Origin of the sequence: Novosphingobium kunmingense (assembly GCF_002813245.1) — a bacterium.
Taxonomy (GTDB): domain Bacteria; phylum Pseudomonadota; class Alphaproteobacteria; order Sphingomonadales; family Sphingomonadaceae; genus Novosphingobium; species Novosphingobium kunmingense.
In genome coordinates, this window is the sequence record NZ_PHUF01000004.1 from 678,145 (window position 1) to 691,627 (window position 13,483).

A 13,483-nucleotide genomic window follows, 5' to 3' on the forward strand; every position below is an offset into this window, starting at 1 on the left:
GAAGGCCCCGCGCGCACTCTGAACCGGCGGTCATGGTGTCATGTGCAGGCGGAAAGCCGACAAGCCCCGGCTTTCCGCCTGCACGGGCAGGGTCAGCGATCGCCGCCTTTGTTCAGGGGGCGGATTCCTGGCTGTGGCGATCTCGCTGGCCGCGCGCGCGATAGCAAGCATGAGCAGGTGAGAGTGAGAGGATGGCGGGCTTCGCCGTGACGGGTCGAGGTCGAGAGAGGCTCCCGGCCGCCCGTCATGGAGGTTTTGCCATGGATATGCAGGTTCTCGAATCCCACCGCGATGCGAGCGGTGGCTACAAGGTCGATGTCACGCGCGGCCAGCGTGTCGGCCGGGTCTCGTCGGAGTGGTTCTCGCGGCCCGACGATGAGCGGTTTCTCTCGCTTGGCGATCTGGCGCGGTCGGTGCGCGGGCGCTCCGAGCGCAGCCGCACCCGGGTGGTCGAAACCGCCCTGATCCACGTCGAGGCGAACCGCAGCGATCCCGAGCGCCTGGCGCTGATCCTGCCCGGCGCCGACGCGCCGGTCACTCCGACCCACTGGAGCTTCGGCCAGCTGGCGAGCCAGGTCGGTGCGCCCGCCGCCTATTTGCGCCAGCTTCCCGCGCCGCTTGCTGCGATCAATCTGCAATACGGGCTGACCTCGCATCGCGCCGAGCAGATCAAGACCCTCGAAACCGACGATCCGGTCACAGGGGGCAGGCTGGAACTGCGCGCCGTGACCGGTCCTGACTATGGGCGGATCTACGATCACGAACTCATCGAAGCCGTCCAGAAAATCGCCGGGAACGGCACGGGCGATACCCGCTGGAAGGTGCCGGGCGTGCTCGACTGGTCAACCGGCATCTACAACCCCCGCGTCGACATCACCCGCGACACGACCACGCTCTATGCCTCGGACCGCGATGTCTTCCTGTTCCTGGTCGACGATCTCAACCCGATCGAGGCGGGACGCCTGCCCGACGGATCGCCCGACCTCTACTTCCGCGGGTTCTATTGCTGGAACTCCGAGGTCGGCGCCAAGACGCTCGGCATGGCGAGCTTCTACCTGCGCGCGGTCTGCCAGAACCGCAATCTGTGGGGCGTCGAGGACTTCGAGGAAATCAGCATCCGTCACAGCAAATATGCCGCCAATCGCTTCGCCCACGAGGCCGCACCCGCACTGGAAGGCTTTGCGAACTCCTCGCCCCAGCCGTTCGTCAACGGGATCAAGGCGGCGCGCGAGCGGATCGTCGCGCGCAGCGACGAGGATCGCCAAGACTTCCTGCGGGCACGCGGGTTCTCCAAGGCCGAGACCGGCAGGATCATCGAGACCGTCCTGGCCGAGGAAGGTCGTCCGCCCGAATCAATCTTCGACTTCGTCCAGGGCATCACTGCTTTGGCGCGCGACAAGGCGCACCAGGACGCCCGCCTCGACATGGAGGGCAAAGCGAAGAAGCTGCTCGACCGGGTCCACTGAGCATCCCGATCGGATCTGGCGGTCCCGGATGTGTCTCAAGCGTCGCGCTGCCTTCTCAGAGTGAGAGGGCGGCGCTTCGCTTCGTGACGGGTCGGGGCCGAGAGAGAGTCTCCCGGCCGCCCGTCATGGAGAATTGCCATGACCAAGAAATCGTCCGGGACATTGCCCAAGCTCGTGCTCAGTTCCTCGCGCGACATCCCCTTCGACCAGCTCGTGCTGAGCCAGAAGAACGTCCGGCGCGTGAAGGCGGGCCTCTCGATCGAGGATCTCGCCGAGGACATCTATCGCCGCACCCTGCTCCAGAGCCTCAACGTCCGCGCCATGGTGGGCGAGGACGGCCAGGAGACCGGCCTGTTCGAGGTCCCGGCCGGCGGCCGGCGGTTCCGCGCGCTCGAACTGCTAGTGAAATCGAAGCGGATGGCCAAGGACCAGCCGGTCCCCTGCGTGGTGCGCGACGCCGGGATCGCCGAGGAGGACTCGCTCGCCGAGAATGTCATGCGTGTTGGCCTGCACCCGCTCGACCAGTTCCGCGCCTTCAGCGCGCTGATCGAGGCCGGTCTGTCGGAAGAGGACATCGCGGCGCGCTTCTTCGTCTCGCTCTCGACCGTGCGCCAGCGTCTGCGGCTTGCCTCGGTCTCGCCCACGCTGCTCGACGTTTACGGCGAGGATGGCATGACGCTCGAACAGCTCATGGCGTTCTCGGTCACTGAAAACCATGCACGCCAGGAGCAGGTCTGGGAGCAGGTCAATGCAGGCCAGCACGTTCCCGCGTACAACATTCGCCGCCTGCTCACTGAGGACGCGATTGCCGCCAATGACCGGCGCGTCCGATTCATCGGCATCGATGCCTACACCGAGGCCGGCGGCTATGTGATGCGCGACCTGTTCTCGAACGGCGAGGACGGCTGGCTGCAGGATCCGGAGCTGGTCGAGCAACTCGTCAATGACAAGCTCGCGACTGCCGCAGCTGAGATCGGCGCCGAGGGCTGGAAATGGGTCGAGGCTGCGATCGACCTGCCTTACGGCTGCGAACGCGGCAAGCGCCGGATCGTCGGCACGACCGTTCCGCTGACCGATGACGAACTGGCGCGGCGCGATGCGCTGGTCGAGGAATACGACGGCATTGGCGAGGAATATCGCGATTGCTGCGACCTGCCCGACGAGGTCGATGCCCGGCTGACCGAGATCGACGCAGAGCTGACCACGCTCAACTGCCGTCCCGTGAGCTACGAACCGGAGGAGCAGGCACGCGCGGGGGTGTTCGTCTCGCTCGCCCACGACGGGCGGCTGCGCATTGACCGCGGCTATGTCCGGCCCGAGGACGAGCCGGTTGCCGAGGCGAGCGATGCTCCGAACGACGCCGAGGGCGGTCAGCCGGCTGCGGGCCCGGCCATCACCGTCTGCGGGCAGGCGCAGAATGGAAAGGCACCGGAAGACGAGGACGACGCCATACGGCCGCTGCCCGACCGGCTCGTTTCCGAACTGACCGCGGTGCGCACGGTTGCGCTGCGCAATGCCCTTGCGCGCGATCCCGACGCTGCGTTCATCGCGGTGCTGCATGCGCTCGCCTTGTCTGTATTCCGTCCGCATGGGCAGGCGGGCTGCGTGCAGATCGGCGTGACCCAGGCCTGGCTTGGCAATGTCGCCCCGGATCTGCGCGAAACCCCCTGGAGCGTCGCGATCCAGGAACGGCACGAGCAGTGGGCTACACGCCTTCCCGACGAACCCGGTGCGCTGTGGTCTGCCCTGACTGAACTCGCGCTCGAGGAGCAGATGATGCTGCTCGCGCACTGTGTCTCGCTTGGGGTCAACGCCCTGTTCGAGCCAGTCAGGGGTTATGACGGTCGCACCTCGGCGCACGGTGTGGCGCAGCGGATCGCCGCCGCCGATGCCCTCGCTTCGGTGGTCGGGCTCGACATGGCCGAAGCGGGCTGGACGCCGACGGCCGACAACTACCTTGGCCGCGTCACCAAGCCCCGGATCGTCGAGGCGGTCCGCGAGGCGAAGGGCGATGCAACCGCGGTGCTGATCGAGCACCTCAAGAAGGGCGACATGGCGCGCGAAGCCGAACGGCTGCTCGACGGCACCGGCTGGCTCCCCGAGCCACTGAGACTGCCAGTTGCCGAGCCGGAGGACGATCTCGGAGTGAACCCGGATGCCGACGCCGCCGAGCTGCCCGACTTCCTCAATCTTGACGCAGCAGGTCACGATCCGATGGCGATCGCCGCCGAATGAGCGGACGCGCGGGGCGGCTCAGGTCGCCCCGTCAGCCTCCATCCCCTATTCGCAAAGGAGCCATGCCATGGCCATTCCCGACCATGCCCGCGCAAATTTCGAGACGCTGCTCAAGGCCGCCCGTGCTGGCGATCTCGCGCTGATGGAATGCACCGAGACCCAAAGCGGCGAGACCCGCTACGTCCTCTGCGCCGTCGGTCGCGACAACCAGGACTACGTAATGACCCCGTTTGGCCATCTCGCTCCCGGCAATCCCTACGAGGCCTACATCCTGCCGGCCTGAGCTGCGCGCGCCTCACCCACCTCCAATCGAAGGATTTCGACATGACCTACTCCCCTCTGGCGGGTGCATCCGTGCGCCCGCTTGCTTCCGCCTGCCCGGAGCAGACTGCTGCCGCGATTATCGCGGCGGCGCACGACCTGCTCGCCCATCTTGCCGCGGGCCGCCGGATTGAAACCCCCGCGATCCGCACCGCCATGCAATCCGCATTCGGCGCGAGCGATGCCAGCGGGGCCTGGGACTGGAAGGCCGCCTACGAAGCGGTCGAGGTCACGCAGTTGCTGTTCATGCGGCGCTATGGCCCGGCGATCCACGCCAGGACCACCGACACCTTCGAACGGCTGAAGCTTGTAGAACGCATTGCCCGGCTCGCCCCGACCCAGACCCGGCGCAGCGAGGAGATGATCAACTTTCAGCAATTCTCGACCCCGTTGGGCCTCGCATGGGTGGCCGGGTTCGCAGCGGGTTTCAACCCGGGTGAGCTGGTGCTCGAGCCTTCGGGGGGCACCGGGTTGCTCGCGGTGCAGGCCGAACTCGCCGGGTGCAGACTGGCCGTGAACGAAGTCGCCGAGGTTCGAGCGGCGCTGCTGGGCAGTCTGTTCGAAGGCTCGCAGGTGTCGATGCACGACGCCGCGCAGATACACGACCGCCTCGACGCCGACCTGGTGCCGAGCTGCATCGTCATGAACCCGCCCTTCTCGACCGCGCTGCATGTCGAGACCCGCGTGGCCGACGCAGCCTTCCGGCATCTGTCATCGGCGCTAGCCCGGCTTGCCGATGGCGGGCGGCTCGTCGCGATCACCGGCGCGAACTGCGCGCCCGATCACAAGGCGTGGCGCGATGGCTTCGTCCGGTTGCAGGAAAGCGCACGCGTCGTGTTCACCGCGACGATCGCTGGCAGCGTGTTCGCGCCGCACGGCACTTCGGTCGAAACCCGGTTGACCGTAATCGACAAAGTGCCTGCGGACGCTCCAGCCCAGTTTCCGGCATCGCCGGGCATGGCCCCCGATCTCGCGACCTTGCTGCGTTGGCTGACGGGCAGGCTTCCGCCGCGTCAGCCCATTGCGGCATCTGCGATCCAGCCGCCGAGCAAAGCCGCCTGCTTACCCGCTATCAGGACAGCGGGTCCGAAGTCGCGACCTGCTCCGGTCCAGCGAGTCGAGCCATCCGGCGTGCCGCTCGACTACGACTTGATCGACTGGCGATCGCCCAGCGACGGCAAGCTTTCCGACACGCTCTATGAGCCCTACAAGCTCCAATCGCTTCACATTCCCGGTGCCCAGACACATCCGACGCGCCTGGTGCAATCGGCGGCGATGTCGACGGTCGCGCCGCCCAAGCCGAGCTATCGTCCGCATCTGCCCGAAGGTCTGGTCGAACAGGGGCTGCTGTCCGATGCCCAGCTGGAATCGGTGATCTATGCGGGCGAAGCCCATACCGACCATATCGCGGGCAAATGGTCAGTCGATGCCACCTGGGACAAGGTCGAAGCCGCGCCCGACGACTGCGACACCGCGGTCCGGTTCCGCAAGGGCTGGTTCCTCGGCGATGGCACGGGCGCGGGCAAGGGCCGGCAGGTTGCGGGCATCGTGCTCGACAACTGGCTCAAGGGCCGCAGACGGGCGGTCTGGATTTCCAAGTCCGACAAGCTGCTCGAGGATGCCCAGCGCGACTGGAAAGCCCTGGGTCAGGAGCCTTTGCTCGTCACTCCGCTCGCCCGCTTCCGCCAGGGCACGCCGATCAGCCTCGAGCAGGGCATCCTTTTTACGACCTATGCCACGCTACGCTCCGATGCCCGCGAGAACCGGGTTTCGCGGGTCCAGCAGATCGTCGATTGGCTCGGGACCGACTTCGACGGGGTCATTGTCTTCGACGAAAGCCATGCCATGCAAAATGCCGGTGGCGGCAAATCCGACCGGGGCGATTCCACTCCCTCACAGCAGGGGCGTGCCGGACTTCGCCTGCAACACGCGCTGCCCGATGCCCGCGTGCTCTACGTCTCGGCGACCGGAGCAACGACCGTCGAGAACCTCGCCTATGCCCAGCGGCTTGGCCTCTGGGGCGGTGACGACTTCCCGTTCGACAAACGCACCGATTTTGTCGCGGCCATCGAGGCAGGCGGTGTCGCAGCAATGGAAGTGCTGGCGCGCGACCTCAAGGCACTCGGCCTCTATGCCGCCCGCTCTCTCTCCTACGAAGGCGTCGAATACGAGCTGGTCGAGCATCAGCTGACCCCCGACCAGGTCTGCATCTACGATGCCTATGCCGGGGCCTTTCAGGTCATTCACAACAACCTCGATGCCGCGCTGGAGGCTTCGGGTGTGACCAGCAGCGAGGGCACTTTGAACGCGCAGGCCAAGTCGGCGGCCCGGTCGGTCTTCGAATCCGCCAAGCAACGCTTCTTCAATCACCTGATCACCGCGATGAAGACGCCAACGCTGATCGCGGCGATCGACCAAGGGCTGGCTGACGGCCACGCCGCCGTGGTGCAGATCGTTTCGACCGGCGAAGCCCTGCTTTCGCGGCGCCTCGCAGACATCGATCCGGGCGAATGGAATGACGTTCAGGTCGACATCACGCCGCGCGAGTATGTCCTGGACTATCTCCTCCACAGCTTCCCGACCCAACTCCATCAGAGCTACACCGACGGCGATGGCAATCTCGCTTCGCGGCCGGCCTATGACGACGAGGGCAATGTCGTGCAGTGCCGCGAGGCGATCGAGCGACGCGACCGGCTGATCGAGCAACTCGCCTCAATGGAACCGGTGCAAGGCGCACTTGACCAGATCGTCCAGCGGTTCGGGACCGACATCGTGGCCGAAGTCACCGGGCGCTCGCGCCGGATCGTGCGCAAGATCGATGCTAATGGCGACCGTCTCGCCGTGGAGAACCGGCCTGCCCATGCCAACCTCGCCGAAGCCGAGGCATTCATGGAGGACAGGAAGCAAATCCTCGTCTTCTCCGATGCCGGGGGCACCGGGCGCAGCTACCATGCGGATCTTGGCAGCCGGAACCAGCGGCTGCGCCACCACTACCTGCTCGAAGCAGGCTGGAAGGCCGACGCTGCGATTCAGGGACTAGGTCGCACCAACCGCACCAATCAGGCGCAGCCGCCGCTGTTCCGGCCGGTTGCCTCCAACGTCCAGGCCGAGAAGCGCTTCCTCTCGACCATCGCGCGACGGCTCGACACGCTGGGAGCGATCACGCGGGGGCAGCGCCAGACAGGCGGCCAGGGGCTATTTCGCCCGGAAGACAACCTCGAAAGCCCCTACGCTCGCGATGCCCTGCGCCAGCTCTATGTGCTGATCTATGCGGGCAAGGTCGAACACTGCTCGCTTGGCACATTCGAGAGCATGACCGGGCTGTCGCTGACCGAGGGCAGCGGCTGCTTGAAGGATGAACTGCCGCCGATCACGACCTTCCTCAACCGGCTGTTGGCACTGACAATTGCGATGCAGAACGTGTTGTTCACTGCGTTCGAGCAGTTGCTCGGCGCCAAGGTCGAGAGCGCGATTGCGTGCGGAGCATACGACATCGGCCTCGAAACGCTGGTGGCCGACAGCTTCACCGTTACTGGCAGCGAGCCGATCTACGTCCACCCGGCAACAGGGGCGGAGACCAGGCTGCTCACCATCGCCATGCGCGAGCGCAACCAGCCGGTTTCGCTCGACAAGGCGCTCGACCTGCATCGCGAGCCCGGGGCGCGGTTGCTGATTAACGCCCGCTCGAAGCGCGCGGCGGTCCAATTGCCCGCGCGCAGCGTCATGCTCGACGATGGCGAGGTGGAGCGGCGCATCCGTCTGATCCGACCGATGGAGAAGCTGAACTTCGCGCTGAACCATCTGGCGGAGACCAGCTGGGAGCAAGTGGACGAGCGGTCGTTCGCGGCAGTCTGGCAAGCCGAAGTCGCGCAGGTCGACGAGTTCACGGCAAGCGAACTGCACATCGTGACCGGACTGCTGCTGCCGATTTGGAAGCAGCTCCCCGAGGAATCGACCCGCGTCTACCGGCTCCAGACCGACGACGGCACCGGCATCATCGGGCGCCGGGTCTCCCCGGCATGGGCAGCGAGCACAACCGCGAAAGCAGAAGCTCCGGTGCTGTCGCCGTCGCAGGCACTTGCCATGCTTCGTGAGGGACATGCTGTCCTCGACCTTGCTGACGGCCTGCAACTGCGCCGCTCGCGGCTGATGCAAGTGAACCGGATCGAACTCACCGGGTTCGGATCGACGGCGGTGGACCGGCTGAAGGCGATGGGGTTGTTCTCCGAAATCGTCAGCTGGAAGCTGCGTCTGTTCGTCCCTGACGATGTGCTGGCAGGTTCGGCGGTGATCGAGCGGCTGTTCGAACGGCACCCCTTGGCGCGCATCGCCGACCGGAAGGCGGCCTGACATGAGCAGGATTTCAACGCGCGCGGCGGAACTGTCGGAGCGGCTTGCGCAAAGCGCGTTAGGAGTTTGCCGCTACTACTTGCCCGCTGGCAGGCGCGAAGGTCGCTACTGGATGGTCGGCGATGTTGCCGGCACGCCTGGGCGCAGCCTCTACGTCCGCCTGTTCGAGACCGAGCGTGGCGCGATCGGCAACTGGGTCGATGCCGCCACCGGCGAACATGGCGATCTCGTCGATCTCATCCGGCTTAACCAGCGGCATGGTCGATTGGCCGAGACCATCGACGAGGCCGAACGCTTCCTCAGCCTGCCACCATCGGTATCGCACGTCGACCGCACTGGCGCAGCTTTCGCCAATCCGGCACGAGCAGGGTCGCCGACTGCCGCCAGGCGGCTGTTCGCTGCCTCGAAGCCACTGAGTGGATCGCTGGCTGCCAGCTATCTGCGCTCACGCGGCATCACACGTGTCGCCGACTTGCCAGCCCTGCGCTTTCATCCGCGCTGCTACTACAAGCCCAATGAGGTTGACGTTCCCGGAACACCTGAAGCCTTCCCGGCGCTGATTTCAGCGATCACCGATAATGACGGTGGGCACACGGGAACACATCGGACCTGGCTCGATCCATCGGACGAGATGAAAGCCAGAGTTGCATCGCCGCGCCGGGCTATGGGCAATATCCTCGGCAACGCAGTGCGGTTCGGAACTACGGATAAGGTACTGATCGCAGGCGAAGGTATCGAAACCGTGCTGTCCTTGCGCGAGGTCTTGCCGACCATGCCGATGGCGGCCGCGACTTCGTCGGCCCATCTCGCGGCCATCCTGTTCCCGCCAACACTCCGGCGCATCTATGTCGCGCGCGACCGGGATGCGGCGGGCGACGCGGCGTTCGGCATCCTGACCGACCGGGCCCAGTCGGCTGGGATCGAATTGCTGCCGCTCCTGCCGGACCTCGGCGACTTCAACGACGATCTCCGCCAGCATGGTTCAATGGCACTGGGTCAGCGGGTTCGCCTTCTCCTGCACGAGCAAGATCGGACACACGTCGCCATTGGTTGATGACAGAGCCGATACGGGGTCGGAGGATCGGGTTGTGACGGCGCGTACCGGCCTGCGCCAGCTCCCCGGTCAAGCCCGGCCTTCTCTCAGGTAGCGTCCGGGAGACCGGCTGCCGGGAGGCCGCAATGGCGGCCGGCCGGCTATTTTCCGGCGGCGCAGGAGGCATCGCGTCACGCAATGCGACAGCCAACAACACCCGCGCCGTTCCATCGCGACCCAAAATAGCCGCCCGGCCGCCATCCTCCGCTGCGCTTCGGCCCGAAGGCCCACCCCAAAAAGTATTACTTTTTGGGGACCCCGGGGGGTGCGCCCTCCCGGCAGCCGGTCAGAGGGACGCCTATGAAGGCCGGGCAAGGTGCCCGGTTCCTAGGCCCCAAGGACACGCGCCATGACCGACATGCCCGATGCAGAGCCCGACCACGAAGTCTCGCACACCGCCCATCTTCTCGATGAATTGGCCCTCTACGGCTATCGCCCTTTCTCGGACGAAGCCGACCCGCGGCCACTGCCCGAAGAACGCATCGCCGCTGGCGCTGTCGCCGACATGTTCGATGCCCTCATCGCCACCATGATCGACACCAGGCTTGAACCCGACCTTGAGGATCTGTGCTGGTCGCTCGCCAACCTGTTCCACCGCGCCGAGAGCCGGGTCCAGCGCGAGCTCGACGACAACGAGGATGCCCAGCGGCGCAGCCAGCGCGAGCAAGATGGCTCCGAGGTCAAATCGGTCGAACTCGAGAGGCAGATCCGCGAAGGGATCGGCCTGATCGAACGGCGCAACGCCATGGAGTTCATGCGCGAAGCCGCCGCCGACCAGTTCGAGGCGCATTTCCGCAAGGCATGGTTCCCGCGCACCGGCTCACTGGTCAACCATCGCACCCTGACCGCCGCGATGATCGACAGCCGCGACTTCCTGGCCGCCAAGCGCCGCTCGGAAACCGAGCCGATACTGCCCGCCGGAACCCGCATCGCGTTCACCTCCGGCCCCGCCTATCAGGATCACGGTCGCATCTGGGCCGCTCTCGACAAGGTGCTCGCCAAATACCCCGACATGGTCCTGTTCCACGGCGGCAATCCCACCGGCGGCGAGCATATCGCTTCGCTTTGGGCGCGCGCACGCAAGATCACCCATGTTCCGTTCCGGCCCGACTGGGAGCGGTTCAAGAAGGCGGCACCATTCCGTCGCAACGATCAGATGCTCGAGGTTTTGCCCAAGGCCGTGGTCGCCTGCCCGGGCAATGGCATCAATGCCAACCTGGTCGATAAGGCACGCAAAATGGGGATTGCGGTATGGGCGATCGAATGATGGGTTTGCGCCCTTTTCCCAATCGTTCACACGCGAAATTGAAATGGTTTCAGCGGACATCCATCGGCATAGGATATCGCCACTTCAGCGGCAGAGTTGTTGAATACTGCGGACACACGCACACGCCATCATTGTGAACACGCAGAGTCAGGCGTAATCGCCTTTACGGGGTTAAGTCGTCAATTCACCGGGGGGGAAGCCAGATGCTTCGTGCCTTGCTAGTTGCCATTCTCGCCGGCTTGTCGCTGAGCGCGGTCGCGCAAGCCCCGCCGCCCATTAGGTCTGGTCATTATCTGTTCGTTTGGACTGCTGACCAGGCGAAGCAGGGCAACGACTTCCTGGCGGTGATCGATGCCGACCCAGCCTCACCCGCCTATGGCAAGCTCGTTGCCAGCGTCGGCACTGACATAAAGTCTGTGCGCATCCATCATACGGAATATGAAATGCCCGCGAGCGGCATGCTGTTTGCCAACGACCACGACCCCAATCAGTCAGTAGTCTTCGACCTGCGTGATCCGCTCACGCCCAAGGTAGCCGTGCGTTTCCAGAGCATGGGCGGCTACAGCATGCCACACAGCTTCCTGCGCTTGCCCAATGGGAACGTGCTCGCCTCGTTCCAGTTCGCCGACGCTGGCGGCCATGCCGATCATGCAGCGATGATGAGCGGTAAGACCGGCGGGCTGGTCGAGATCGACGACAGCGGAAAAGTCATCCGATCAATCAGCAACTCGGACCCGTCACTCCCCGACGATGGCCTCTTGCCTTACAGCCTTGCCATCTTGCCCAAAATCGACCGCGTCCTCGTCACCAACAGTCCAATGCAGAATCCCTACTTGTTGTCCAGCAACACTTATCAGTTGTTCCGCCTGTCGGACCTCAAGTTGCTCGGCACCTATCGCCTTGATCCAGGTCCGACAGGCAACGGCAATGTGGCGCCCGAAGAAGCGCGTGTCGCGGCCGATGGCTCGGTCTATGTCCAGACCTTGTCATGCGGCATCCAGCGAATTACCGCTCTCGACACACCGCAGCCGATCGCCAAGCTGGTCTACAAGTTTCCTGGCGATTTCTGCGGCGTTCCAACCATCGTAGGACGTTACCTCGTGCAAAGCGTGCCCAATTTCCATGGTTTTGCTGTGCTGGATATTGGCGACCCGGCGAACGTTCGCGAAGTGTCGCGACTTACCATCAGTGACACGTTCAGCCCTCACTGGACCGGCTGGGACAAGAAGGCGAAACGCCTCGTCGTCACCTCGGGCAGGAAAGATGATCGCCTCTATTTGCTCATGCTCGATGACAAGACTGGAGCGCTCACCATCGACGAAACGTTCCGAGATATTGACGGCAAAGCCGGCTTTAGCTTTACCAGTCGTCAGTGGCCGCATGGCTGGTTTGGGGAAGGTGCCCCTCATGGGGCAGTCTTCTCGCGCTAATGCTTTGGCTGCTGACGCGGTGCTGGCAGTACCGAATGTCCGCTACATTGGACGGTCGTGGCTGTCCGGTTTTATAATCCTAGGATACAAAATTGTCCTTCGTTCGCGCAGGTGTCTTGTAGGCTCTCTGACAATCCAGCGAACCTCGCGCAATCTGGTCGCGCAGACGATGCCGTCGGCGCAGCCAGGCCCAAAGTCCGGTCAGATATAGGACAGGCAGCGACAGGCCTGCCAGGAATACGAGGATCCGCCCAGGGAGCCATGCGACCTCTCCGCTGTGCACCGGAAAGGCGCTGTCGAGAATGCGGTTGGCCAAGGGACCGCTTAGCGCATCGTACGTTGCGAGGTTGCTGCCATCAGCCGCGTCGACCACAACAAGGCTGGTGCCGGACCACGTCCGCCATTCGGCGGGACGGCGCAAGCGCACCTGATAGACGGGGGACTTAGGCGTTGGGAAGGTCATCGAGGTGAGCGCCGCATCCGGAAGCGCGTTCATCGCCAGCGCCAGCGCCCGGTCCGCGCCGATCGTCCGTTCCGGCAACGCTCCCGGCCTGGGGCGATAGGGTGGCTGATAACCGGCGTAGCGTTCCGCCCAGGCGCGCAGCGGTTTGCCGAAATCCATCATTGCCCCGCTGGCAGCCAGGAGCACGACTGCCAATGTTGCGGCCAGACCGATGGCGCGATGCCAGCCGAACAACTTCTGCATCCGGGTACGCCAGCGCCCTGCAGAGTACGCCGCGCGCCACCGGCCGCGGCGCGGCCATCCTAGCCATACGCCGCTGACCGCCATCGTCAGCAGCAGCAGGCCCGACAGGCCCAGCAGCCATTCGCCGCGCTCTCCGAGCAGAAGCGAGTGGTGGATATGATAGACCCAGCGCCAGAAATTCCCGCCGACCGGTCTGACCGGCGAGCGCTCTCGAAAGCCGAGGATTCTGCCCGAGGTGGCCTCCATTAGCACCGTTCGCTTGCCTGTCGCGGCATCGCCGAAGGTGACCCCGAGGATCGAGCCGTCGGGATAATAGAGGCCGATCGCCTCGGGTTCTCCCTCGAATGCGCGCGCGGCCACGGCGACGAGTTCATCGAGCGGGCGCTGCGGCCCGGACACGGCCGCGAGCCCTGCGCGGTCGAGGTCGCGATGGAACACCAGCATCGCCCCGGTGAGCCCCTGCAAGGCCCAGAGGCCGCCGAGTCCCACCCCAAGCCAGAGATGCCAGACTACGATCAGACGCTTGATGTGCGGGCTGGCTCGCCGAGGCCGATTCACGCGCTTGATTCCTCTTGTCGAATAAATGCTATTGCGACGCGTTCGCATTAACAGTAG

At 64.9% G+C, this 13,483-nt stretch carries 8 protein-coding genes; 7 read left to right on the forward strand and 1 reads right to left on the reverse strand.

All coding sequences use genetic code 11. The annotated features are described in order from the left end of the window. Positions 1 to 260: 260 nt before the first annotated feature. The 7 genes from B0I00_RS12655 to B0I00_RS12685 all read left to right on the forward strand — a co-directional run bounded on the left by B0I00_RS12655 (position 261) and on the right by B0I00_RS12685 (position 12,162). Positions 261 to 1,466, forward strand: a complete 1,206-nt coding sequence (locus B0I00_RS12655; protein WP_100867720.1) for a DUF932 domain-containing protein — start codon at positions 261 to 263, stop codon at positions 1,464 to 1,466. Between the two features lie 138 nt (positions 1,467 to 1,604). Then, on the forward strand, positions 1,605 to 3,701 hold the full coding sequence (locus B0I00_RS12660) for a ParB/RepB/Spo0J family partition protein (protein ID WP_100867721.1): 2,097 nt from the start codon (positions 1,605 to 1,607) through the stop codon (positions 3,699 to 3,701). 67 nt (positions 3,702 to 3,768) lie between these two features. Continuing rightward, the gene (locus B0I00_RS12665) at positions 3,769 to 3,984 is read left to right on the forward strand and encodes a DUF6117 family protein (RefSeq protein WP_100867722.1); all 216 of its coding nucleotides are present in this window, start codon (positions 3,769 to 3,771) and stop codon (positions 3,982 to 3,984) included. A 41-nt stretch (positions 3,985 to 4,025) separates the two neighbouring features. Further along, complete coding sequence (locus B0I00_RS12670; protein WP_100867723.1) at positions 4,026 to 8,372, forward strand: strawberry notch-like NTP hydrolase domain-containing protein; 4,347 nt, start codon at positions 4,026 to 4,028, stop codon at positions 8,370 to 8,372. Between the two features lie 112 nt (positions 8,373 to 8,484). After that, on the forward strand, positions 8,485 to 9,426 hold the full coding sequence (locus B0I00_RS12675) for a DUF7146 domain-containing protein (RefSeq protein WP_232730230.1): 942 nt from the start codon (positions 8,485 to 8,487) through the stop codon (positions 9,424 to 9,426). A gap of 388 nt (positions 9,427 to 9,814) precedes the next feature. Continuing rightward, complete coding sequence (locus B0I00_RS12680) at positions 9,815 to 10,732, forward strand: DUF2493 domain-containing protein (RefSeq protein WP_100867725.1); 918 nt, start codon at positions 9,815 to 9,817, stop codon at positions 10,730 to 10,732. A gap of 203 nt (positions 10,733 to 10,935) precedes the next feature. Next, positions 10,936 to 12,162, forward strand: coding sequence for an LVIVD repeat-containing protein (locus tag B0I00_RS12685; protein WP_100867726.1), 1,227 nt, complete (start codon positions 10,936 to 10,938; stop codon positions 12,160 to 12,162). A 79-nt stretch (positions 12,163 to 12,241) separates the two neighbouring features. On the opposite strand, the gene B0I00_RS12690 is transcribed toward B0I00_RS12685, so the two are convergent. Further along, complete coding sequence (locus tag B0I00_RS12690) at positions 12,242 to 13,426, reverse strand: PepSY-associated TM helix domain-containing protein (RefSeq protein ID WP_157812563.1); 1,185 nt, start codon at positions 13,424 to 13,426, stop codon at positions 12,242 to 12,244. Positions 13,427 to 13,483: the final 57 nt, after the last annotated feature.

Coding starts and splice junctions, on each gene's coding strand:
- B0I00_RS12655 (WP_100867720.1), top strand. CDS start 261: ATGGATATGCAGGTTCTCGAATCCCACCGCGATGCGAGCGGTGGCTAC.
- B0I00_RS12660 (WP_100867721.1), top strand. CDS start 1,605: ATGACCAAGAAATCGTCCGGGACATTGCCCAAGCTCGTGCTCAGTTCC.
- B0I00_RS12665 (WP_100867722.1), top strand. CDS start 3,769: ATGGCCATTCCCGACCATGCCCGCGCAAATTTCGAGACGCTGCTCAAG.
- B0I00_RS12670 (WP_100867723.1), top strand. CDS start 4,026: ATGACCTACTCCCCTCTGGCGGGTGCATCCGTGCGCCCGCTTGCTTCC.
- B0I00_RS12675 (WP_232730230.1), top strand. CDS start 8,485: ATGGTCGGCGATGTTGCCGGCACGCCTGGGCGCAGCCTCTACGTCCGC.
- B0I00_RS12680 (WP_100867725.1), top strand. CDS start 9,815: ATGACCGACATGCCCGATGCAGAGCCCGACCACGAAGTCTCGCACACC.
- B0I00_RS12685 (WP_100867726.1), top strand. CDS start 10,936: ATGCTTCGTGCCTTGCTAGTTGCCATTCTCGCCGGCTTGTCGCTGAGC.